The organism is Paenalkalicoccus suaedae (assembly GCF_006965545.2).
Lineage (GTDB): Bacteria > Bacillota > Bacilli > Bacillales > Salisediminibacteriaceae > Paenalkalicoccus > Paenalkalicoccus suaedae.
On the sequence record NZ_CP041372.2, the window covers coordinates 2,261,155 to 2,282,885 of the forward strand.

Here is a 21,731-nt window from a genome sequence, read left to right on the forward strand (position 1 = left end):
ATGCCCTCACTCCTCCTGCGTACAACAGACCTGTCGGCCCGAGATATCGGATCACCTCCGGTGCAAGTTGCACCCCATATTTTGTGATGCTTGCCCTTTACCTGCCGAGAACTTACCTACCGTAACGGATTGCAGATTGTCACCAAGTAACTCCTCTACGCCCCCTGCTATCTCGATATACTCTACCTGTGACGCAACCGCCTTTTTAACAAGCGATTTTTGCAAGTCTGTTAGGGTGTCAAAGTCTTTGATCTTATACCTTGTCACCATGTCGATCGTGTCACTGGCACGTCGGATAAATCGCGGTAGGTCAGCCTCATCTACCGGCGTACCCATAAACTCATCGTTGTAGTAATCTGCGTCGATGTAAGGCATTGCCTACACCTCCTATTTGTCTGTCTTAGCTTCCTCTGCTGCCTTTGCTTTAGCCTCAGCGTCAGTTTTTTCCTTTTGTAGCTTTGTGATTTGCTTCTTAAGAGCATCATTCTCTTTTTCGAGGTCTGCATTCGGGCTATTCTGCTTCTTTAGTCGCTCATTTTCCTCAACGACCTTGTTATACTCCGCAGCCGAAATGGATTTACCGCCAGTAGCACGCTTAACGACTTCACCTTTATCGCCAATCAGATCAAAACCTTGTTTTAAGTAGCTACCTACTGCTTTATCGTCTACGTGCAAGACTTTATTGCCCTTTTTTACTTTAGCCATGTGTGATACCTCCTCAAATTAATAGAGAGCGCGATATGCGCCCTCTTATTCCTCTTCTTCTGCAGATGGTGTTGTGTGAAAAGCTACAGCTGGTGCCTTGCGCTCAAACACAAATACATCCCAGTAAGAGCGCTCGTAGTACGTTCGCTTCCCTTTAGAAAGCGCGGAAGGTTCACCTAGCAACACCTGCTCATATTTCATAGGAGACAGTACAGCTCGTGGATGCACTAGGATCATGTTGATCTGATCTGCTTCATCGTCCGCAACAGCGCCAACTGTAAAGTCATAGACCGTCTTCATGCGGCTGGACGGTACGCGCTTAAGTTGTACATCATCAAGGGAACGAACAGAACGGTTAATAGCTCCGTTATTGGCTTGCACTTGGATAGTGCGCTCAAGCTTTTCAGCGTTTTTAAGGATTGTGTACGTGACAGGAGTAACATACAAGATACGACCCTCAGCAGGTACCTCTGCCTCATCCATATCCTCCATCATCTGATCAAAGATTTGTAGAGCATTAGCCTCCGATAAAGCAGTAGTTACTGGCGTCACACCGAAGCCAGTAGCCTCCGCATATAACTTGGATGCCATGTACTTGTCCATCTCAGGGATCTTTTGCTCCTCGTTAAATACACGAGTTGTGTTTGCGATTGTTACAGCATCGTTTGTCTCATCAACGTCCATTGGGTCAATAAATGTGCTAAACTCACGGTCGTGATCTAGTGTCTTTGTCTCCCAATCGTTGTCAACCTTACGTGTGAATCCTGTAATCGCGTCACGGTTCGTATCGGTCATACCTGTTACATCAATGCGTGGAATTTGAATTGTCTTTGCGTTAGTAAAACGGATACGAGAGTTGTTTGGAGAGTTGTAAAGCTCCACAAACATAAGTTCCTTACTAAATTTCTGTTCGAGCGTTTTTTGATACAGTTCAGCATAATTTAATTCTGCCATGTGTTATTCCTCCTAATAATTAAATGTGGTATAAGTGCGAATTACTTAAATGCCTGCATGAATTTCTCTTCATCGGTCAGCTGTTGCTTACTATGCTTACCTTGAACAAACGTCGGCTTCTTCTCTTCCTCTGCTGACGATCCGGCAAAGTGTGGGTAGTCCTCTACGACTTGCTTGATTGCACCGGCGATATCTAACTCGTCCGATACCATCGATTTAGCGAGTGTCATAACGGCTTTTAAGTTCTTGTCGTCTGTGATTCCACTACGAATAGCTGCATTCTCCGCCTGCAAGTCTGTCAACGTCTGGTCCTTCTCTGTTAGCTGTGACTCAAACGTTTTTAGCTTGTCGTTGAGCTTCTCAGACTCCGTTTTCTGGCTTTCCTCCCACTCTTTGTGCTTGGCTAGCGTGTTTTTGAGCGTGTCGAAGTTATCAACCCCTAAACTCTTCAAAAACTCCGCCTCTGCCATCTTCTTAGCCTCGTCAGCGCTTAGTTCACCCCCTTTCTCCGTTGGCTCTTGCGACTGGCTCTGATCCTCTTGCGTTGGTTGCTCCGGGGTTGGTTCGCCCGCGCCCGGAGCTTGTGGTTCGGCTGCTGGTTCCTCAGCGAAATACTGTAGGTTGAGTGGTAAAAATAGTGTTTTATTCATCTGCTAGTCCCTCCAACTCTTTGATACCTTCAATGATTTTTTGATAATGAAAGTTCGTTTTTAACTGGTTTCCGTTTTCATCCTTAAACTCCGAAATTTCTATTTGCTCTATCAGGTCGCTAAGTTGATGCATAATCTCTTTAACAGGCTCCATGTCAGCGACTTTCACTTGAATTTGAAGCATGGTTAAACACTCCTTTGGATTTGTTCTCTGCCGTAGCGTCTCGTGCGCCCCGACTCATCAATAAAGCCACGCATACGTCCCTGTCTCTGTCTGATAAGCTTTCTTGCTTGCTCTGCGCCTACCACGTCACCAGATGCGGCCAAGATGTCTTGACGGTTCTTAGCTTTGCGTATGTCACGCTCTAGCTGGCGTTGACGTTGACTCTCTTTGTAGGCCTCTGCGTTTTGCTCGGCTGTTTGTTTTGGTGGCTCTGGCGCAACGCTCAATCCCTCAAAAAACGGATAGATTTGATGGCCACAATTAACGCCTAACAACCCTGCCGCCTCTCCGTAGCTGGTAGAGGACCATGCAGGGTAACGATTGCTATTTCCAGACAACGAAAAAATGCGCCCTTGGAAAGGTGCGCACCGTGGTCTTGCTCCTATGTGACTCGACACCTCGATGAGGTCGTTGCCGTACTGTTGGATACGCGTCATTTGCATATCGTTTGTAACGTCGTTTGTAACGGACCGGACGATCATGCTTACATAGCCCTCGGCTGATAGCGTGGCACCATCTGATCTAGTCAGGGTTGGTATACCTTTGTCCGACCACTTGGACAGCGTCGATCGTATCGCTCTATCTGCTGTCATTTGTCCTGTCAGCACCCTAGAGGTCGTCTCGCTGATTATGTTGCGGTATACCTGCTGTGAGCCGTTTAAAACGGACGTGTTAATCATGTTGAGGTCACTTCGTGCTCGTTGCTGGTAACTAGACAAGATAGAGAGCATTTGCGGATCGTCTCGGAGCCTCTCTGGCGACACTGGCACAATCCCTTTGTCAAATGCCTCCTGCAACGCCTTTTCGCCTATCTCAATATGATCTAGCGCCGTCTTGCTTAACGTCTGCCGAAGCTCTCTCTCAGCTTTTGGCGCTTGGGCGATGATAAACCGTCGCTGTCGTTGGTAAAACTCCGCAAGCTCACCGAATCGGTTAGACTGCCACAACGCAGGATTGTCCTGTAGTTCCTCGATCGTAGAACCTAAACGCTCTGCAATGTTAATCATGATTGCAAGCTCAATGCCACTGTAGATGTCTGTTACTGGCTTCGCGCTGTTTTGTAGCTGTTGCGGTGTGAGTGCCATTTAGATCACTCCAAGTCCTCGTTATTAAAAACCTCAGCATCTTGCATTGCGTTCTGCTCTTTCGCAATTTGCTCCAAGATCACTATCGCTTCTTCTTCGGTGACCTTTTGCACCTTTTGGATCGCTTGGAGCTTCGATGCTAGTCCAGATCCTACGAGTGACGTCCAGTAGCTGGCATTTGTTGATCGGTCCTCTGCGATAGAGTCGTCGAAGTTTACCTTAACCTCGTATTTGTCTGGTCCAGTAAAGATGTTATACAAAGCAGCCACATCTTTGATCGTTGCGATGAGCTCCTTTATGCCCTCCTCAATCAGTGTGATGTGGCTAGAACGTGTCTTATAGGTCTTGCTGTTTTCGCTGATGACCTCCGTAGCCGTCTTAAGTCCAGTAGCTTCAAACGTAAACGTCCCAGGACTAAAACCAGTCTGCAAGCATAAGATCTCTAGTTGCGCGTTGATCGCCTCGATGTGCTCGTTTACTCGCAAATCAAAATTGATCTCTTTTATCATGTCTTCGGATGCATCACCAAAGTTAAACGCCTCGTACACCTCATTGTCGGTGTCAAAGTACTGTCTGCTATCACCGTCTGCATCTATATGGTGTTTGATCGCTTGAGCTCCTACGATAATCTTCTTTTTACCAAGCTTGAACTCGCGGTAAAACGAGTCGACTAGGTCGTCGATCGTATGGATCGTGTCTAACGCATTGGCAAATAGCGAGATACCCATGTTGCTGTCGATCTCGATGTTATTGGCGATGTTGGGCTTCGTGTAGACAAACATCGGACGGCTCATGTCCTTTATAACGACCTCGTCCTCTAAATCCTCGTAGAGCGTTGATAATGGTACGAGTGTTCCTAAGTCCTTACTGCCTTTAGCGTCTCTATACAGCTCATTACGGATCGTATAGTTACCATCAATCCATAAGTGAGACTCCACAAGCGTAAATTTGTAGTCTTTATGAGTGGTAACGGTTAAAAAGGCGCCCTCTGTGACGGTACGACCGTTGTAAGTGATCGGCACAAAGCACTCAGCAGATACATAGCTAATCTTGATCTCCTTGTCCTCGACATACACTTTTGTGACCATGCCACCCATCGCAAACATGTATTCGAGGTAGTTTTGATAGTGTTTGTCGAAACCGTTTGCCTCTAAGACGTCTTTCACACTGTCCGCAAACGCACCCTCACCAGTATCAATGCTAATATCGCACTTTTCGTTAAATACGAGCGTCGCCATCTCCTGTGAGAGCACTTTAGGCAGGTTGAGCGTCTTCATTTTACGTTTTTGCTCCCCGTTGAGCGTATGGTATCGAACATCGTGCCATTCGCTGTAATGCCCTTGGTAGAGCTGACGCCATACGTCTATGTGATCGTAAAACTTTTCTGTTGCGACAACGTCCTCACGCTTCGTGATCTTTTGTACGCTTTTAATGAGCTTCATCTTGTGCAGCCACCCCCTTATCTTTGATACGACGTTTGCAAACATAGTCTCACCGCCTTAAAATTTAAGTCCTAACTTACGTAAGTTATCCATCACGTAATATTGCAAAGCGTCACAAGTGTGATCGTCCTCTTTGATAACTTTGGGATCGTCACTCTGCAAGGTATCTGCATCCCACTGGTATCGTTCGTGCTCCGTTTTAACTATTTGATTGTTGCTCGTATTTAGCATAAAAAAACGACCTTGCGCAAGTAGGTCTTGTACGTTTTCGATCATTGTTACTTTCTTTTTCTTCGCTACTGGATGTAACCGAACGCCATAATCCTTAAAATACTGGTTTCTAAGCGCACCCTCAGCCGAATCGATCGTTTGCTGGTCAATCGGTTTACGGTACGTTTCTCGTATTTTCTTCGTGAACTCAGCTAGGTCATTACTAAACTCACTAGGAGCCTTTTTCTCGACCTTGTTAGCTGGCGAGTAGTAGTAAGTGTCCAACAAGACGACATTACGCCTCTTCGTTAAACCTAGCGCCAGATACGTTGTCGCAGACACTTGGTGTCCTGTATCAATCGCTAAGTCGACCATGATAATATCATCGTTTTTAGGTAACTCATCAATTTCATGAAAGTGAGCCATGTTGTAGACCGTATCACCAAGGCCTATGACTTCTCCCGAGTACATCCATCGCCAGTAATCATAATCATTACCCTTGTAGGTTTCGATCTTACGGAGCAACTGACTTGATAAAAAGCCTTTCTCATCATCCATGTAGGTTGAATGGTGCAAAAAGTAACTAGGATCGTTTACTTTGCTATCCTTCCACTGATTCACCCACGAATAAGGGTTTCTTGGTGGATTGTAGCTGTAATAAATCTTAACTTGCTTACCATCGCCTAGATCCTGACGGATGAACGTATCTTCGACTACGTCAATATCCTCAACGCCCGAAAACTCTGCTAACTCTTCGTACCACAACGCCATATAGTAGCCTTTTGCGATATTCATAGACTTTAGCTTTAGTGGATCATCAACCCCGTGAAAGTAAAACCCTGTGCCTGTGGGCTTGTGTTTAATGACCAAAGGCGAGCGCCCGAAGAAAAACTCATGTTCGACGCCCAACATATAAATCGCCCACTTTATTTGTTCGTACACGGATCCACTCAAGTACTTCGCAACCTTACGCAAGCAAACAACATTGCCTTGGTCATCGCCCAAGAAGTCCGTCACGAGCTTTAACGAGATGACAGATGATTTCATGCTTGAACGCCCACCAGACAAAATGCTGTTCGGTCGATCATTTAGCCAGAACGAGTAGAAGTTGCGATTCATGAGCTCCATAATATTAATTGTTCGCTCAGCTATCATCTTCCATCGCCCTCCTCATCGCATCCTTATCGTTAATGATGATCGTTCGTGTCCCTGCTTCTTCGTTCTTGGTTTCTGCCTCAGTCTTCGTTATTTGAGCTTCTAACAGGCGTTCTTTTAGCTCGTCCATCTTATTCATCGGGTAGCGTTTGAGAAGCTCTTTAGCAGCGTCCTTACGTTGGTTTATATCTGGCGGTTTGTTAATTACCTCGTACCCCCAACCTCCACTCACTACGACCGAATCACTCAGCTCGCCTCTTGCTATTTTTGTGAGTAACTCAAGCGCTTCATCTGCTTTCATGACTCTTTTTTCGTCCAGTTCTGCGAGTCGAGTGTCGATGTAAGCCTTAATGTGAGGTTTGGTGAGGTTCTCATATCCAGTCTCTTTCGCTGTCTTCTTGCTGTAACCAGCCTCAATAGCAGCCTGCGTAGCATTACCAAGCTCGATGTACTTTTCAGCAAAACGTTTCTGTTTTTCCCTCAGTTTTATCATTACATCTCACCTTCAACTCCTTATCTATTTGTTTTACCCTCCTATCAGGGCTGAGCTCTATGTGTCTCAATCAATGTGCCCTGATAGCAACGTAAAAAGCCACCCACGATGTCGTAGATGGCTTTCGGTCTTGCCTTATTCGGTTGGTCTAACGAGATAGGTACATACCTAGCCGACCAGCCTTCCATGGTACTATATTACAACAGATTAACGAGCAAAAAGTGCAGTCTTTACCAACCTAACACCTCAATCGTCGCCTGGATGATCTGATTACGCCATACGATCGCCTGTCTCCTACTTACGTGACACCTGTTAGCGACACCATCCCAATTAAGGTTCTCACGCCCCCAATATTTGACTTGCACAAGCTTCTTGTGGTCCTTTGGCAAGGCGTTGTACACTTCCTCTATAGCTGCAACAATCTTTTCTCGGTGCTGTAGCTTACGGCTGGCGATCAGGTTAATAGCTGTCCTCTCTGTTGGCGCAGAGATAAAGCCTGATCGTCCGCCACCTGTATTTGTGTCAATCTCTTGGTAAGGGGTCTCGATTTCTTCTCGTAGGTCTCTGATCTCTTGGATTGTCTTATAGTAATCGCTCCACTCGCCCTCAACGTGCCTAAATGTGGATCTCTTTGCTTTAATCTTTGTCATACTTAACCCCTCCCAGAGTGTTTTGTGCTAGAATAACGGTAGGTGGACCGTCCTGAGAGGGGCGGTTTTTTGTGTTTAAAGAGTGCCCAAGAGTTTGCCGTCTTTTTTGAGCATGACTTTGTGAGTGTTAATCACTTTAATGTCAGTGCCGTTTAAGTCTAACTCCGTTTCCATAGTTGTTTTCAATACATAGCCCTGATCTCTGGCTTTATTAACATTGATACTTTTTGCTGTCTATCACCGCAAGACTTTAGCCAAGATAGTACATCACCATCTAAATCAGAGTGCTCAATTAATAGATCGATAGCTTTCGCTTCTAACACTCGGTCAATGTATTCTGCGATTTGATCCACTGCCTCACCTCCCTTTACTGCACATAATGGGGTTAATGTGTGTTAAATTTTATCGGGGTAGTTTATATTAAGCGCTTCTAAGATATAGTTTCTGAGCTTACTAGTTTCTTCTTCAGGAATGTAAAACTTTTTATTGTCCAAGTTAGTGTAGTCATTAAGAACTTCAAGAATGTGATATTCAATTTGGTACTCAAAATCATGCTGATACTCAAGGTTTTTCCAGTCCTCCCAATCAAGCAATACTTTCTTATTAAATTCGAAAGTTTTATCCTCCACTATAGGTTTTTCTAAAAACTGATTACAGCAGCCACATCTATTTTCTGTAGTCTGATAATTTATCTTGATATATTCTGTAGCATCCTCCATATTTATCTCTCCTTTTAATTTCGTATAATATGTCTTAATATTACTTTTCTGTAATGTCCACTTCACAATGATGATCTTCAGCAACAACAACGATGTTGATGTGATGATTTACTTCCTCTGGGTTCTTAGCCCAATACGGTACTTTTCCGTTTTCTAGAGGGATGCCATAGCCTTCAATATGTCGTCTTCCGAATCTAGCACGCATATTGGCAATGTGCTCTACATGTTCCTCAATAGTGTAATAATCGAAATACACTGATCTAAAAGCCTCCATATACTCTTCGGTGAATAAAGACTCGTCTACGCTTACAATAAATTCATCGATGCGTTCTACCTCACAGTTAAAACTTTTCATGACTATCTCTCCTTCGCTAAATGTCGATTATGCGCACTAACGTTTGTTTTTACGCTTTTCTAACTTCATTTTCTGAATCTGTTTTTGTAATTGCTTCTTTCTCATGGGATGCCGTTCGTTCTTTTCCTCTACCTCTAACGACGCTATTGTGACTTGTCCAAAGTATCCACCTTTAGCTAAATTTAAGGCGACGTCGTAAATAGATTTATATTCCTCGCGAAGTCGTTCGAGCGTTTCGCCTCTATCCATGACCTACCTCCCTCTAATACCGATACCGACTCTTATCACTCAACTCATAACTGATCTTTAGCTGCATCATCTTTGCGTCAATCTCCTCCTGCTCGTCAGGCGGTCGCACTCGGCGAGGATATCGCTTCTGTAGCTCCTCTGGATCAGCCTGATAAACGATACAATCTGAGGCGTGTGGCGACATGCATTTGATGACTCTAACTTGTTTCATAGCAAGCCCTCCTATTTTCGTATCCATCCCTTGTGCTTATCCATGCGGACAATGATTAGCTCCATGCCAGTATTCAGCTCGAACAACTTTTTGCGTAGAGGGAAGTCCTTACTTACTGGCCCCCTTTGACGTCGATCACTTCCTCATGACCATCCACATACGTCACTTTAAAATCTGCGGTGTAGATAGATCCTGGTTTGCTCCGTGTTCCTGCACCTTGACACAGTCGACATTTGTTGTAATTGCTTGTCTTCGTGTTAAGTGTCGATCCATTACCCCCACAGCGCTTACAGGTGACCTTGTACGGGTTGATAATCTGATAGACAGGCTGTAGGTCTATTTTGCTTACTAGCTTGTTTCTGCGTAGCTCCTGATAGTAGAGCGCCTCTGTCTGGCTGTCGAACTCAATGTCGCCGATGGTGATCTTCTTAGCGTTGTATTTGCGGTAGCCTTTAGTAGCCATTAGCTTGCCTTTCGTGGTTCACGCGATTCTTTTCCATGTAGGCTTGGGTGATCTGCTTCCATGTGAAGCCGAGCATTTCTCCAAGAGCTAGGAATCTAGCTACTAAAACCTCGTAAACAACTTGAATGTTCTTATCGTTTAGATTGATTAACAGATTCAATGTGGTGACCGAGTCGAAAACCTCTGTGAATTGGTGTCTAACGTAGTGTGTATCAGCATGCGTCCAAACTTCATAATCTGTTATCTGTAAGTCATTACCGATTGACAAGATGAAATGCAAGCAGTCAACGTACTCCTCAAGGAGTGGGTTTTTATCTGTATTAACATCATCACAAACTGGACAACTGACATCTACTTCATAAAGATCAAAACCCTGTTCTTCGTTTCCAAATTCTGCTGTTGTCGATACTAACTCACTACCTTCACAGAACTTACAAACGTATTCTGTTCTAGCTTCCCGACCCTCCGACCAAAACTTAAAACCTCTCCACTCATTAGCTAATTCACCAAGCTCCACAAGTAATGCCAGTACCTTCTCAGGCAAAAGATCTTGCCCCTCTAAGCCTTTCTCCTGCACGATCTTGTCATCTAGCTTCCGTTGTACCTCAAACAATGGTGTTAGATTCACTACTTCGCCCTCCTCTTAATCTCCTGCGCACCCCTCTTGTGATCTGGATGCGTTAATGTATAGCGCTGCCCACTGATCTCCACGACCGTAGGTACTCCCTTTTTAGCTTTAGCGACGGTTACGACTGGTCTGTAACGATCTCCTTTATCCCGTAGCACCGGCATCGTCATCACCTCTCAGTTGCGGCACTCTCATCACGATGTTGTCCTTGCGATCTTTCCTGTTTTTAAACGACAAGTGAAATACCGCGAGAAACACCTCATTTTTGTCCCTGTTCAAACGTTTTGCGATTTGAATGGTAGTATAACCCTCAACCCATAATTGACGAATCTCGGCTAATTCTGACACACTGAACGCTAAATCCATCCCATCGAAGAGTAATTCCGTTGTGCCAAACTCTCTAATCATGTGCTTACGCTCGATACTTGCGATGTTCGCCTCTTCAAGCATTCTCAGCCACCTCACGTAACTCTGGTAGTCGTACCTGCTCTCTCTTAAGCTCTGACAGTTTAAGCGACTCTAGCGATCTCCCATTTTCGCTGTAGTAGAATCCCTTTGAATGCAACTCATCGACGATCTGTTTATGCTCGACCATCTTGCTAAGATACATGTGACTCCCTCCTCATTTTTGCTCGTGCCTCCTGGAGCAACCTCTCAATGCGTGCCTTTGACCGTTGTTTCCGTGCCTCTCTCACGTCTGGCGGACAGTCAGGGCAAGGGGCGACGATCATGACCGACCCGTCAACCTCGTAGCGTCTGCCTTCTCCGTTGCAGTTACACATGTTGCTGACCTTTAAAGCTATCTACGACTGACTTAAATAGCTTGTCTTTTGCTTGCTGTCGCTTCGGCAGCTCGTCATATCGCATAATGCATGGATGTGTTTTAAGCTCAGCGTCCTTCTCTTTGCCATACACCCAACCCTCTTCTAGTTTTCTGCTTTAACCAACTCTCATGTGACTGCTCGGGCGTTACGTCGTTTTCTAGGTGATACTTCACACCGTTGATAGCAGAATCAACTTGCCATTCTGGAGCATCCTCCCAATCCACCTGTGAAAAGTCGTTGATACTCTCGCAATATGCCTTGTTGACGCTGTGACATACCTTTGCAATTAGCTCGATGTTTTGATTCATGTTACTCGCCCTCCTCAATTGGCTTCAAACTGTCTGCGTCTACGCTCCAAAAAGTGCCATCAGAAAGCACATCTACATCAGCAACAACCCTTACCACTTTTACTTTTCCTTTTGTGGGATGATGATAAAAATTTCCAACCTGTATTAATTCTGAATTTTTTTTAATTGGTTTTAGGTCTCCATAATCCACATTCACATCACAGCCGATGTTAGGTGCATGCACATTAGCAATGTGTGTTGATTTAAACACTTCCTTCTCTCCAGTCACATGCAATGATTTCTCTGCTATTGATGGATATATATTTAAAACTCGTACCATTCCTAAACCTTCTACTAGCGCCCAATCCCCAACTTGTAGTGTCATGATTTGTCCTCCTCCGACCAGTCGAATACGAGGTAATGCTGTGGTTTAGTGATCCTAAAGAAAGCGCCTATCTCTTCCTCTCTCACTTCATACCGCACCTTGACGCCATCTAAAAACGTTTCTACGATGTTGGCAAAATCTTGTGACCTCATGTATTCTAGGTCTTCTGAAATAGTAAATTTTTGTTGCGTAAAACCTTTTTTAGCTGTAAATATCAGTTCCATCTGTTTTTGTTCAACTACTTCTCTCGCTTGTTCTTGAAGAAATGTATCCCTAGCCGTGCGTAAGTCGTGTGCAAAGTTCATTGTCATTCCTCCTCGTTTAGATCAATCCTGTTTGGATGCTCGTAATCTTTAACCTATAAACAGCTTGATGGTTATAAAGCTGATTAATCTTGATTTTGCTGTGTTCGAACTCTGTATCACCACGTTTTGATTTAATCCCCATGACAAGCAATTCTTTTTCATTCACATTTAGAATGAGATACTTGCTCGTAACCATCGTGCTTCCTGACATGTTATGGACAACAGCAACCTCGATGATGTTTCCTTCTCTGATCTGTGTTTCATCAAAAATAGCTGTATTGGTTATTGCCACTCCTGTTTTCAAGGTCAATCCTCCTTATTTTTCAAACGCCTTAAGCCTGTAGTCCTTGCCGTACATCTTGATTGGATAGATGCCCTCCATCATTCTGCTAAAGTTTCGAGCGCCTAAAATTTTGCCCAGTCCTTCGGGATCATAGTTCGTCGTGTAAATTGTATGCTTACCTGCGCGACCATCAATGATCTCCCAAAGCTTCGACACAGCCCACGTTACCTCGTCATCTTTTGCTTTCTTAGTCTGCTCAGCGCCAATGTCATCTAAAACAAGACAATCCACCTCTTGGATCGTGCGTAAGATACTAAGCTCGGTGACGTCGCTGTTGCGATTGAACGTACTCTTGATCTTGGTCATCAGCATTGGCACCGATATAAAGATCGAGTTAATTCGTTTATCCACGAGCTCTTTCACGATCGATACGGCTAGATGACTCTTGCCAGTACCGTAGCTACCCATTAGCAGCAGATTCACAGGGTTATCAAAGCTAAAGTTTTCGGCGTAACGTTCACAGTGGCGTTTGGCTTTCTTCAAGTCGTCTTCTTCGGGATGGTAGTTATCGAATGTCGCCACCTTAAGCCGATCGTTTATCAAGCTCGCATCGTCAAACATGCGTGAGGACTCTAGTAGCTTGCGACGGTGGATCATGTTCTTAGCCTCTTCCTCTAGTCGTTTGTCCTCTAGCGCTATCTCTTCGCAGTAGAAGCAAAAGACGCTGTCATCGCGGTAGTGCATGTATTTCTTACAGTTAGGACACCTCTCGTCAGAAAGGGAGGTCATCTGTTTGCGCTGCATCAAAGTCATATCCTGCGTAACTTGGCTTAGGCTGTCCATGATGTGCCCCCTTCCTGTCATTCGCCTTGACCTCTTCGAGAGTTAGCAAGGATTCGTTGTTCCAGTTCTTGAGGATGCCCTCGACGTATTTCAAGTAACGTTTGTTATTCGAGCATGCTATTTTCATGGCTTCAAGAATCATTTCAGATGGATTCTTAAATCTAGAGTCATCCAACCACGACAACAACTGGTTTTTTCCATGTACGTTGTTGTATCCAAAGTCGTTATCATCCCAAAAATTTACGATGCTCGACACTGCCTCTTTTTCTTCTTCTTTTTCTTCTTCTTTTTCTTCTTCTTTTTCTTCTTCTTTTTCTTCTTCTTGTCCCCTTATCGTGGTACGACTCGTGGACGACTCGTGGTACGTATCGTACAAAGCCTTGATATCTCTGCGTTCTACGTTTTCTGCGATGATCGGAATGAGAGATTTGTCCTTGACCTCTTTCAATTCCGAGTTCACACAGTCGATTACTGGCTTACCTCCACGATCAAGGTTGTATTTGCCCCAATTTTTGATAGCAAGCTCTCTCGTTTCCTCGTTATAAATCACTAAATTATGGTGGCGAGTAAAACGATCTAAAAGGGCATTGACACTCTCCATTGAATATCCAGTGTCAAAGGCTATTTGCTTCTTTGTGATCTGATAAATACCAATCTGCGTTGTTTTCGGATTCGTCAGCAGATAAAGAAAGAAGTATTTATCCTCGGGTGTCATCTCCTCTACGACTCGGACATCGTTCCAAAAGTCGGTGTGTACCTTTCTAAATTTCGCCATATTGCTCATCCCCTCGTTGCTGTTACTTACTTAACCTCTCGCCAGCCTTGCCGACGCCTTGCGTTTAGCTCGTCCTTACGAAGTTGCTCATACAGCCAAACTTTGTGATCTCCCTCACGTCTGTACAGCAGCACGCCTTTTCTGCCTCGTTTGCGGTTGTTAGCCATTGGACTGTTCCAGTAATAGTAGTTCTGGATTCTCGTAGATGTTTCCGATGACTTCAAACTCCTCGTCATTAATTAGAGCTTGGTACAAATCGTGTTCATTATCATTGCTTTTTACGATCCACATACCGTATGCAAATACGACTTTTCCTGTAATAATGCAGTCGCTTGTTAGACCTCCTGTTCGCAATGAATCAAAGTCGTTGAATGTTACAACATCTGCCTCGTAAATCTCCACGCCGTTCTTGTCTTTTAATCCTGTGTATTGTAATGGTTTAAAGTTGTCATACTTACCTTCAAAAACTGTCACGATATCGACCAAATATCTTAATACTTGTTTTAGATCTAGCATTTCTTTTGTGTTATCTTTCCAAAAGCGATATTTATGCTCTCTCATTGCCCTCTCTCCTCTCACAAATAGCGTTTCTTTGCTTAATCTCGACCAGTACCATGTCGCTGTGATTACGTCTCAAGTACGCTTTTACAAACGCCTCGTAGACTGCCTTTTTGTTTTCGCTTGTCGATGCAATGTTGATGATGGGTTGTGGGATGGGGATCTTGTACATCAAGGTACGTACACCACCTTGCCAGTGACCTCTTGCACCTCACGTTTAAAGCGTTCCTCGTCGCTGTTGCTGTCACTTAGGTGTAGGAGCCATATCTCCTGTACCTTCGATAAATCGTTGGCGAGTAAAAACTCCTTCACGTTGTCTAAGCTAAAGTGTGAGCGTAGCAAGCGCTTTTTCTGTGCCTTGTGCGTACGTCCAGTTGAGATGTTTCGATCTAAGATGTCCTCCGAGTAATTACACTCCACCATGATGTGTGTTAAGCCTTTAAATCTGTATCGAACAAAGTACGTGTCAGATGCAAACAGCAGCTTGTCACCATTCTTCGATGCGATCAAGAAGCCTAGTGGCTCCGATACGTCGTGTTCGACCTCGAATGGCATGATCGTAAGTGTGCCAAGGGTAAAGGGTTGCTTTGCTTCGATCGTTTTCAGGCGGTGTCCAGTAGCTCCTAACGCTTCTTTGGTGCCAAGGGATAGGTAAATGTCGATGCCTGCCTTGGCGACGTCTTCAATCGCCTTACAGTGATCTAAATGCTCGTGTGAGATTAAGCAGCCTGCAAGACTGCTAGTCTCAAAATCTAGCTTGCGCTGTATCTTCTTAAACGGAATGCCTGCCTCGATCAGGATGGAGGTAATGCCATCACTGATGTAATAGCAGTTACCTGTTGATCCTGTCGCTAATGTCTTGATGATCATGATTAAAATCCTAGACCAGGTTGATCGGAGTTCTGCGCTTTGTCGAAGTCATCGTATATATCTTGATGCTTGCTATCTTTTTGCGGAGCATCGAATATTTCTCCAGTGTCCACGTCGATCGTTTCCGTTTGCTTAGGTGGATCTGCTTGCGGTTTCACTTCTGGTTCTGGATCTGGAGTAGGATCGTCATCTACTTCACTATGAGGAATGTCAATAAACGCTTGATTAGCATTGCGGCTGATGTCTTCTTGTACTTGTTTCGTGTACTCGTCTGTCGTAGCTCGTTCGTACTGGATAGATGCAAATGACGTAGCAAAGTCTTTGGGGATTTTCTTTACAACGTTGTTTCGCATTTTACGGATGATCATAGACTCACGGCTTTGTGGATCCTTCCATGCCGGGCTGATATATTGCTGAATATCTTCACTATCTAGCGCGTCATCTAAGCTCATTTCCTTTACCTTGTTCATGATCTCGTTTTTCTTTGCGTCAATTTCCTGCTTTTGCTTAGGGCTGGCATCGAATCGACTTTTCGCAATCCCAAACGTTTCATTCATAAGGTTGTTTTTAATGTGAGCGATTAGGTTACGAACGACGTCCTCGCGTTCTCCGATATGGTATTCCACGACGTCGTTTGTCTTGATGATCGGATAAACAACACGTAGCACCTTGCCCTTGCCTGTAGGCGACCAAGATGGTGGAGATAACTCAAGCCCTGTATAAGTTGGATAGGTAAAGGCATCACCTTCACGAACCAGCCATACTTGTGCTACTTGCTTCACATCTCGACCGAATCGAGAGAGGATGGCATCATTGCCATCGCCCTCAATCCCCATTTCGATTTGCTTCTTCCATGCGTCCTTTTGCCCTGGAACCTTCACTTTGACGTTACGTGTTTGAAAGTACACCTCGCGTGGATCAGATGATGCATTAAGCTTTAAAGCAGACACTTTCAAGAGAATGTCCGTTAGGTTGTTTTGATCTAGGTCAGCGTCGTTCCATTTGATTCCTTTGGTATCAAGTACGTTGTTAATAGCTGCAATAGCATTGACGACACATGATTTTGAGTAGTCGTCCATATTTACACCATTGCTTGTTAATTGACGCTCAATCATCGGTGCGTACGTGCTACTTACCTTTGCTAATCCAGTTGAAAAGTCTCCCATTCTATACCGCCTCCTGTTTGATTGGTGTTTCTACTCGTAGCTCTTTGTCTTGCTCGGACACGACTAGGCTAATGAGTTGTGCATCGATGTCGATTAGCTTTGTAACTGCCTCCGCGTTATCAACAAAGATTGGTGCAGACACTTGGTAGTGCTCGGCTAGTGTGTCGATGATGTCTAGGCCCACGTTGATTCGTGCTGCATTGTTTAAGCCCTTGCTGTAAGGGACGCCATTGTACGTTGTCTCACACGTTTCTTTGACTCCCTCATTAATCTGCGTTTCGAAGAGCTTAAAGTTCGCCATCTTAAACTTGCTGTTGATCTTATCCTCTAGGAGCGCAACCTTTGCCTTGATAAACTCGTCCGCTAGATACACCTCTTGCTCTAGTTTTTCGTATTCGGATGCTAGTGTTCGTTCACGGTCTGCAAGCTCGTCACGGCGTTCCTGTGCGCGCTCATGCTGATCTAACATATCTAGTTGCTCACGTAATGCGTCACGCTTTGTGATAAGCTCCTGGCGATTCTCTTTAAGCTTTACGATCTGTTCATTTGCTTTCTCTTTGTTCATGTTTAACGTAAATTCCGTCTCGTTGATTTCGGTCATCTTTTCCTTGTATGCTTCCGTTTCTTCAAACGGCGTGAGGTTTGATTCCTTGTCTTTAAGTTGCGCCTTTAGCTCGTCAACATCGTTTGCTACCTCGCCGATCTTTTGCTCGACTTCTTTGGCGGCATCGTCCGCATCCTTGTAACGTTGCTCAAGTGTTTGGTAATCTACTTTTAGTCTTTTGCCTCGTGCATTGATGTCCTCAAGTTGCTGAGACTTACTAGCGTTAAAGGCTTGCTTTCGCTTGTTGTAGTCTTCTTTTGCCTTCTCGTGAGCTTCTTTGACTTGGTCGGCCGGCAATGCTTGCGCACATGTTGGACATGTATCCTCGCCAGTATGATGAAACTCTTCTTTATACTCTTGTGAGTTGATCTCACTAAACTTGTTACGAAGCTTTTGGAGCTCTTGATTTGACCAATTACGATCATTTCCGAGCGATTCCATTTCGCGAACTAAACGACTATGTTGCGCTTGGAGATCAGACAGCCTGTCCTTTTTGTCGTTAAGCTCTTTCTTTAAATCCGATGTAGCAGCACGCTCTTTGTCTCCGTGCTCATACTTTAAATTTGTTAGTTGGCCTTTCAACTCCGTGATCTCGTTTTGATAGCTTGCAATTGCGTTACCGTTTCGAACCTGTGTGACCTCATCATCTAGCGCCTCGATCTTGGCATCTACAACGTCAATATCATCCTTGATCTTTTCTCGCTTAAGACCTGCGATGTCAGGCAAGGTGCGATCGATTTCGTCAATACGTACCGGGATCGCCTCAAGCTCGTCGTTGATCTTCTTTTTCTTGCTCTTGACGATCGCTTTGATCTCGTCGATTGTGTGCTCTGCTAGGCGTCCTGACAGCTTTTTTAGCTTGTCATTGCTGTTTAGTACGTCTTCATTCGATACGTCACCACACACCTCTAGGAGGATGTCACGGCGTTGCTCACGCTTAAGGTGTTCGTTAAAGTAGGCTGGATTGGTCAGGAGCTTAAATGTTTCCTCATCGATAAGCTCAGCCACTTTGGATTGATAGTCTCCTTTTTTGACTGGTACTTCATTAACGAGATAGTCTGTCGTGTGTCCAGTAAATTCGGATGTTGCGGCGCCGCGCTTCTTCGTCCACTTTTCCTTATAGATTTTTTGGAGTGTAAGAGGCTTGTTGTCGACGGTAAATGATGCGAGTACCTCATGCTCCAAGCCGTGGATCACATTACCGTCGGCATCGACCGTCTTGATTTGGAAGTCTGCGCGGTTGTTGGCGTCCTTATCAAGCAGGAGCCACATAGCTGCATCAAAGAGTGTTGTCTTCCCTGTCGCATTGTCACCAAAGATACGAGCATTGTCGCCGTCGGCGTGTAGTTCAAAGAGCTTAATGCCCTTAAAGTTGCGTAGTTTCATTGTGATTAATTTGATTTTCTTCATTGGATAAACCCTCCACTTGTTTAATTTTTCGGGTTGTGCTATACTAAAGAGGACTATATCTTTAGAGGCAACAATCCCTTGATCCGTTCAGTAGTGTAATTACTGGGCGGATCTTTTTTGGTATAGTTCGCTTTCGCGATACTCGACTTCACCTGCATACTCCTTAAGTCTTTCTAATTCTTGGATAACGTTTTCCGTCTTGCTAGCAGCAATCTTTGCCTCTCTTATCGCATCGTCTATAAGCCCAACCAGCTCTGTACCTGTCATGTGTCTCACCTCCTTAAAATGTCTTAAGAAAACTGAACATCATATATAGGGGAATGATGATCGCTACCCACACAATACCTTTTGCTGTGACCACATCGAGCAAGTGTAAGATGATTTCTTCCTGCTCATCCGTCATTGATACACCGCCCTCTCAAAGCCAATGACCTGATGATCGATGTTGCCGATCTTGTCCAACACTGCCTGGTTAACAGCCGGTCTGATTTCTGCCGAGCTATTAATCTCCAAATCTAGTTCCTCACACTTTCCGTTAATCTCTACGTAAACTCTTACAAGACGCATATAAACCCTCCTACAATTCGTGTTAGTGCCTCAAGTACCGGTTGGATCGTTGTTACATCCATGCCTACCATCGCGGCTATCATTAAGTCCTGTGCGTTTGTGTGACGCATCCAGTTTGTAAACATGCTCAATTCGATTCGTTGCTTGCCTGTCTCCATCTTGCTGACTGCGGATATTGAGGTATACATATCGTGTGCCATTCGTTCCTGCGAAAATCCGGCACGCTCCCTCGCTTGTCTCATCACCTTGCCAAAATCTAGTTCCATCTACATGCACTCCCTTTCGATAAACGAAATTTTTCGAGAAGAGAAAAGAAATGCCACCACTTTCGTAGTAAGATTTACTTAAGACCTCCTCCCAGGTTGATTACATTGCTTTAAAGACATGTTTCGTAGAAAACTCTTTACGACGATCAGCGTTTTCTTCCAACCATTGAAAAAATAGTGGCATCACAATCTTAGGGCGACCCAACTCCCTCGTTACTGGGTAAAATCCTGCTTGATTGATAAGCTGTGAACACTTTGCCCGTGAGATATCGACGTACTCGATAAACTCCGGAATGCTCATAAGATGCTTCACACCGTTTGATCGCTTAATCTCCTCTACAATGAGTGGGGCTAGTTGTTTGGAAACCTCACCAGCAATTAGCTTGATCTCATCCTCGCTTAATCCGATCTGCATCTCGCTTTACCTCCTCTCTCTTGCGCTCTGACGCGCCTCCTTTTATCATGAGCAAGCCGTGTTTGTATCTCCCAAAATCCCGTAAAGGATAATTACAAATGCGGCAATTCTCGTGCCACTCTTGCGGTTTCCAGTTGCATCTTGGGCAACTCAAAACTCTTCCTCATCTACTAATTCATGCAGTGCTTCGTATGTGATATCGAGAATGAACTCAAGGTAATACTCTCTATCTCCGTATTCAGTTCGAGTGCCTTTGTGATCGACTATCTCAAACTCGTAAACTGTCTCCTCTGACTGGTGCGCATGATCGATTGTTTCAAGAAGATTTAGTAATTTGTTGCGTTCTTTGAGGTTCACTTAACGCACCTCCTGCTTAAACTCTTTCAACAAGATAGGAAGAAACTTAACTTGTCCCTTACCGGTGATCAGTGTGGTCATTCTTTCGTAATCACCTTGAGTGCGTTGAATCAGTGAGGGAGAAAGTTTGAATAAGCCTTGTTCGATATATTGTTGCTTTGCGTTGTTCTTCTCTCGACCCGATTTGATGAGGTATCCTTTATCTCGCATCCACGCTATCAACTTATTGCGACCGATATTGACACCGTGTTTGTCATAAATGAGCTTTGCGTAGGCTCCTAGATTGATAGCTGCGTCTGTGTTGGATACTGCTTTACCAAAGTTAGTAAATGGTTCGTCTTTCTTCTGTTTCTTTAATAACTGCTCTTTTTCTGCTCGTTCTGTCTTTAGCTGAGTAGCAAGATTGATCAAGGTATCTGGATTCAACAAGGCATCTTCTATTGTTTGTGGAGTTAGATAACCTCCGTGCTTTCTAATAGAAGGAATGACTTCCGATGTGATCCACTTTCGAAATTGTTTTGCTATTGGCTTGCGAGAATCCAAAATGACATCATACAAACCATCTTCATTAATAGTAGTAACGTACTGCTCTCTTCCTAGTCGATCGATGATGGGGTATGTTGAACATACGTCATCGGAAATCCTTTGCTTTACGACTCTGTGATTTACTTCTAAGATTTCGCAAACCTCAGATAATAAGAAGAAAATATCACCATTTTCTGTGTAAGCTTTAAAATCAATACCTGAAAACTGAAATGTAATTAGATCAGACATTAGATCGCCTCCTGTTTTAATCTGGACGTTTCGTCCAAGTCGTCATCAAAAAAAATATCATCAACGGTGCTGTCTAGCTTGTCCGCAATTTTTTTACCTAGCTCAATATCTGGAGTGCGGATACCTTGCTCGATCTTATAGTAATAAGATTCGGAGATACCGATGCCCTTAACAAAGTTTCTCACGTTCTTATGACCACTTTCGATGCGCTTACGTCGTAACTTGACTCTCATCATCTCTCACCTCCGTTGGACGTTTCGTCCTATTTGATTATTACTTTACTAGACGTTTCGTCCAATTGCAAGTGTTTTTATACATTTCGTCCAAAATATTTTTATAGTTGGACATATAGTGTAAAATAATTCTTGTAAACAACAATATAAAAAGTAGAGGTAATGCTTATGAGCTTCGGTAAACGACTTACTCAATTAAGAAAGCGAGAGAAAATGTCTAGAGAAGATTTAGGCAATAAGCTTGGGATTAGTTACTCTACTGTAGCTAAATACGAAACAGGTCAACGCGAGCCTGACTTTGATAAATTGCAAGCTATCTCTTCATTATTTGACGTAACAATGGATTATTTATTAAACGAGGAATACCCACCCAAACTGTCCAACGTCGAACTACTAGTAAGAGAAGCATCTGACCAAGGCATAGACATTGGCTTCTATAACATAAAAGATTGGGAACTTTTGACTGAGGAAGACGTAGAAGATATGAGAAAGCACATTGAGTTTCTCGTAGCCAAGCGTCGACAAATGCAGAACGGCGACGATTGATAGGAATTTGTGCAAACATTTTCCTATTTTGTTTACCCATAACTGGGTATTTGTGCTATCATTAGCTTGTA

40 protein-coding genes are annotated in these 21,731 nt (G+C 44.1%); 1 reads left to right on the forward strand and 39 read right to left on the reverse strand.

Translation table 11 applies throughout. From position 1 onward, the window contains the following. Positions 1-51: 51 nt before the first annotated feature. The 39 genes from FLK61_RS12035 to FLK61_RS12215 all read right to left on the reverse strand — a co-directional run bounded on the left by FLK61_RS12035 (position 52) and on the right by FLK61_RS12215 (position 21,117). Positions 52-375, reverse strand: a complete 324-nt coding sequence (locus FLK61_RS12035) for a head-tail connector protein (RefSeq protein WP_176009696.1) — start codon at positions 373-375, stop codon at positions 52-54. Positions 376-387: 12 nt separating this feature from the next. Beyond that, positions 388-705: a hypothetical protein gene (locus tag FLK61_RS12040; protein ID WP_176009697.1), complete on the reverse strand. Its 318-nt coding sequence runs from the start codon at positions 703-705 to the stop codon at positions 388-390. Between the two features lie 45 nt (positions 706-750). Then, on the reverse strand, positions 751-1,659 hold the full coding sequence (locus tag FLK61_RS12045) for a capsid protein (protein ID WP_176009698.1): 909 nt from the start codon (positions 1,657-1,659) through the stop codon (positions 751-753). Positions 1,660-1,700: 41 nt separating this feature from the next. Continuing rightward, on the reverse strand, positions 1,701-2,309 hold the full coding sequence (locus FLK61_RS12050) for a hypothetical protein (RefSeq protein WP_176009699.1): 609 nt from the start codon (positions 2,307-2,309) through the stop codon (positions 1,701-1,703). Further along, positions 2,302-2,493 (reverse strand): hypothetical protein, encoded by a 192-nt coding sequence (locus FLK61_RS12055; RefSeq protein WP_176009700.1) that lies wholly within the window; start codon positions 2,491-2,493, stop codon positions 2,302-2,304. Before FLK61_RS12055 ends, FLK61_RS12050 begins: the two co-directional genes overlap by 8 nt. A 2-nt stretch (positions 2,494-2,495) precedes the next feature. Continuing rightward, positions 2,496-3,617 (reverse strand): phage minor capsid protein, encoded by a 1,122-nt coding sequence (locus tag FLK61_RS12060; RefSeq protein WP_176009701.1) that lies wholly within the window; start codon positions 3,615-3,617, stop codon positions 2,496-2,498. 5 nt (positions 3,618-3,622) lie between these two features. Further along, entirely contained in the window at positions 3,623-5,059 is a 1,437-nt protein-coding gene (locus tag FLK61_RS12065) for a phage portal protein (RefSeq protein WP_249777587.1), read from the reverse strand. A gap of 57 nt (positions 5,060-5,116) precedes the next feature. Beyond that, positions 5,117-6,424, reverse strand: a complete 1,308-nt coding sequence (locus FLK61_RS12070) for a PBSX family phage terminase large subunit (RefSeq protein ID WP_176009703.1) — start codon at positions 6,422-6,424, stop codon at positions 5,117-5,119. Beyond that, on the reverse strand, positions 6,414-6,917 hold the full coding sequence (locus FLK61_RS12075; RefSeq protein ID WP_249777588.1) for a terminase small subunit: 504 nt from the start codon (positions 6,915-6,917) through the stop codon (positions 6,414-6,416). Before FLK61_RS12075 ends, FLK61_RS12070 begins: the two co-directional genes overlap by 11 nt. Positions 6,918-7,147: 230 nt before the next feature. After that, positions 7,148-7,567, reverse strand: a complete 420-nt coding sequence (locus FLK61_RS12080; RefSeq protein WP_176009704.1) for a DUF722 domain-containing protein — start codon at positions 7,565-7,567, stop codon at positions 7,148-7,150. Positions 7,568-7,749: 182 nt separating this feature from the next. Further along, the gene (locus FLK61_RS12085; protein WP_176009705.1) at positions 7,750-7,920 is read right to left on the reverse strand and encodes a hypothetical protein; all 171 of its coding nucleotides are present in this window, start codon (positions 7,918-7,920) and stop codon (positions 7,750-7,752) included. A 42-nt stretch (positions 7,921-7,962) separates the two neighbouring features. Continuing rightward, positions 7,963-8,286, reverse strand: a complete 324-nt coding sequence (locus FLK61_RS12090) for a hypothetical protein (protein WP_176009706.1) — start codon at positions 8,284-8,286, stop codon at positions 7,963-7,965. Positions 8,287-8,326: 40 nt separating this feature from the next. Beyond that, entirely contained in the window at positions 8,327-8,641 is a 315-nt protein-coding gene (locus FLK61_RS12095; protein ID WP_176009707.1) for a hypothetical protein, read from the reverse strand. A 36-nt stretch (positions 8,642-8,677) separates the two neighbouring features. Continuing rightward, positions 8,678-8,890: a hypothetical protein gene (locus FLK61_RS12100; protein ID WP_176009708.1), complete on the reverse strand. Its 213-nt coding sequence runs from the start codon at positions 8,888-8,890 to the stop codon at positions 8,678-8,680. Positions 8,891-8,903: 13 nt separating this feature from the next. Next, positions 8,904-9,101, reverse strand: a complete 198-nt coding sequence (locus FLK61_RS12105) for a hypothetical protein (RefSeq protein WP_176009709.1) — start codon at positions 9,099-9,101, stop codon at positions 8,904-8,906. Between the two features lie 112 nt (positions 9,102-9,213). Next, positions 9,214-9,564 (reverse strand): DUF1064 domain-containing protein, encoded by a 351-nt coding sequence (locus FLK61_RS12110; RefSeq protein WP_249777589.1) that lies wholly within the window; start codon positions 9,562-9,564, stop codon positions 9,214-9,216. Continuing rightward, positions 9,554-10,192, reverse strand: coding sequence for a dUTP diphosphatase (locus FLK61_RS12115; protein WP_176009710.1), 639 nt, complete (start codon positions 10,190-10,192; stop codon positions 9,554-9,556). The genes FLK61_RS12110 and FLK61_RS12115 overlap by 11 nt, the downstream gene beginning before the upstream one ends. Further along, positions 10,192-10,356: a hypothetical protein gene (locus FLK61_RS12120; protein WP_176009711.1), complete on the reverse strand. Its 165-nt coding sequence runs from the start codon at positions 10,354-10,356 to the stop codon at positions 10,192-10,194. The genes FLK61_RS12115 and FLK61_RS12120 overlap by 1 nt, the downstream gene beginning before the upstream one ends. Continuing rightward, positions 10,337-10,642, reverse strand: coding sequence for a hypothetical protein (locus FLK61_RS12125; RefSeq protein WP_176009712.1), 306 nt, complete (start codon positions 10,640-10,642; stop codon positions 10,337-10,339). Before FLK61_RS12125 ends, FLK61_RS12120 begins: the two co-directional genes overlap by 20 nt. Further along, positions 10,635-10,802, reverse strand: a complete 168-nt coding sequence (locus FLK61_RS12130; protein WP_176009713.1) for a hypothetical protein — start codon at positions 10,800-10,802, stop codon at positions 10,635-10,637. The genes FLK61_RS12125 and FLK61_RS12130 overlap by 8 nt, the downstream gene beginning before the upstream one ends. Before the next feature lie 164 nt (positions 10,803-10,966). After that, on the reverse strand, positions 10,967-11,107 hold the full coding sequence (locus tag FLK61_RS20345) for a hypothetical protein (protein WP_217706288.1): 141 nt from the start codon (positions 11,105-11,107) through the stop codon (positions 10,967-10,969). Next, a complete protein-coding gene (locus FLK61_RS12135) occupies positions 11,082-11,324 on the reverse strand; it encodes a hypothetical protein (RefSeq protein ID WP_217706289.1) in 243 nt (80 codons plus the stop codon). Before FLK61_RS12135 ends, FLK61_RS20345 begins: the two co-directional genes overlap by 26 nt. A gap of 1 nt (position 11,325) precedes the next feature. After that, positions 11,326-11,688 carry a hypothetical protein gene (locus FLK61_RS12140; protein WP_176009714.1) on the reverse strand — a complete coding sequence of 121 codons (363 nt, stop codon included), beginning with the start codon at positions 11,686-11,688 and terminating at the stop codon, positions 11,326-11,328. Beyond that, positions 11,685-11,993 (reverse strand): hypothetical protein, encoded by a 309-nt coding sequence (locus tag FLK61_RS12145; protein WP_176009715.1) that lies wholly within the window; start codon positions 11,991-11,993, stop codon positions 11,685-11,687. Before FLK61_RS12145 ends, FLK61_RS12140 begins: the two co-directional genes overlap by 4 nt. Before the next feature lie 16 nt (positions 11,994-12,009). After that, a complete protein-coding gene (locus FLK61_RS12150; protein WP_176009716.1) occupies positions 12,010-12,297 on the reverse strand; it encodes a hypothetical protein in 288 nt (95 codons plus the stop codon). Positions 12,298-12,309: 12 nt separating this feature from the next. After that, on the reverse strand, positions 12,310-13,080 hold the full coding sequence (locus tag FLK61_RS12155; protein ID WP_176009717.1) for an ATP-binding protein: 771 nt from the start codon (positions 13,078-13,080) through the stop codon (positions 12,310-12,312). Then, the gene (locus FLK61_RS12160) at positions 13,049-13,894 is read right to left on the reverse strand and encodes a DnaD domain-containing protein (RefSeq protein ID WP_176009718.1); all 846 of its coding nucleotides are present in this window, start codon (positions 13,892-13,894) and stop codon (positions 13,049-13,051) included. The genes FLK61_RS12155 and FLK61_RS12160 overlap by 32 nt, the downstream gene beginning before the upstream one ends. Positions 13,895-14,053: 159 nt before the next feature. Beyond that, positions 14,054-14,455 carry a YopX family protein gene (locus FLK61_RS12165; protein WP_176009719.1) on the reverse strand — a complete coding sequence of 134 codons (402 nt, stop codon included), beginning with the start codon at positions 14,453-14,455 and terminating at the stop codon, positions 14,054-14,056. Positions 14,456-14,623: 168 nt separating this feature from the next. Beyond that, positions 14,624-15,325: an MBL fold metallo-hydrolase gene (locus FLK61_RS12170; RefSeq protein WP_176011232.1), complete on the reverse strand. Its 702-nt coding sequence runs from the start codon at positions 15,323-15,325 to the stop codon at positions 14,624-14,626. Further along, positions 15,325-16,488 carry a hypothetical protein gene (locus FLK61_RS12175; RefSeq protein ID WP_176009720.1) on the reverse strand — a complete coding sequence of 388 codons (1,164 nt, stop codon included), beginning with the start codon at positions 16,486-16,488 and terminating at the stop codon, positions 15,325-15,327. Before FLK61_RS12175 ends, FLK61_RS12170 begins: the two co-directional genes overlap by 1 nt. A gap of 1 nt (position 16,489) precedes the next feature. Then, on the reverse strand, positions 16,490-18,502 hold the full coding sequence (locus FLK61_RS12180) for an AAA family ATPase (protein WP_176009721.1): 2,013 nt from the start codon (positions 18,500-18,502) through the stop codon (positions 16,490-16,492). 99 nt (positions 18,503-18,601) lie between these two features. Then, the gene (locus tag FLK61_RS12185; RefSeq protein WP_176009722.1) at positions 18,602-18,769 is read right to left on the reverse strand and encodes a hypothetical protein; all 168 of its coding nucleotides are present in this window, start codon (positions 18,767-18,769) and stop codon (positions 18,602-18,604) included. 13 nt (positions 18,770-18,782) lie between these two features. Further along, the gene (locus tag FLK61_RS20220) at positions 18,783-18,905 is read right to left on the reverse strand and encodes a hypothetical protein (protein WP_283811849.1); all 123 of its coding nucleotides are present in this window, start codon (positions 18,903-18,905) and stop codon (positions 18,783-18,785) included. Next, entirely contained in the window at positions 18,902-19,069 is a 168-nt protein-coding gene (locus tag FLK61_RS12190) for a hypothetical protein (RefSeq protein WP_176009723.1), read from the reverse strand. The genes FLK61_RS20220 and FLK61_RS12190 overlap by 4 nt, the downstream gene beginning before the upstream one ends. Beyond that, complete coding sequence (locus tag FLK61_RS12195; protein ID WP_176009724.1) at positions 19,057-19,335, reverse strand: helix-turn-helix domain-containing protein; 279 nt, start codon at positions 19,333-19,335, stop codon at positions 19,057-19,059. The genes FLK61_RS12190 and FLK61_RS12195 overlap by 13 nt, the downstream gene beginning before the upstream one ends. A gap of 100 nt (positions 19,336-19,435) precedes the next feature. Beyond that, the gene (locus FLK61_RS12200; RefSeq protein ID WP_176009725.1) at positions 19,436-19,750 is read right to left on the reverse strand and encodes a hypothetical protein; all 315 of its coding nucleotides are present in this window, start codon (positions 19,748-19,750) and stop codon (positions 19,436-19,438) included. Between the two features lie 150 nt (positions 19,751-19,900). Then, entirely contained in the window at positions 19,901-20,107 is a 207-nt protein-coding gene (locus FLK61_RS12205) for a hypothetical protein (RefSeq protein ID WP_176009726.1), read from the reverse strand. Then, a complete protein-coding gene (locus FLK61_RS12210; protein WP_176009727.1) occupies positions 20,108-20,881 on the reverse strand; it encodes a phage antirepressor in 774 nt (257 codons plus the stop codon). It lies immediately after the preceding gene. Next, the gene (locus tag FLK61_RS12215; RefSeq protein ID WP_249777590.1) at positions 20,881-21,117 is read right to left on the reverse strand and encodes a helix-turn-helix domain-containing protein; all 237 of its coding nucleotides are present in this window, start codon (positions 21,115-21,117) and stop codon (positions 20,881-20,883) included. The genes FLK61_RS12210 and FLK61_RS12215 overlap by 1 nt, the downstream gene beginning before the upstream one ends. A 165-nt stretch (positions 21,118-21,282) precedes the next feature. Between FLK61_RS12215 and FLK61_RS12220 the strand changes: the two genes are divergently transcribed. Beyond that, a complete protein-coding gene (locus tag FLK61_RS12220) occupies positions 21,283-21,660 on the forward strand; it encodes a helix-turn-helix domain-containing protein (protein ID WP_176009728.1) in 378 nt (125 codons plus the stop codon). Positions 21,661-21,731 lie beyond the last annotated feature (71 nt).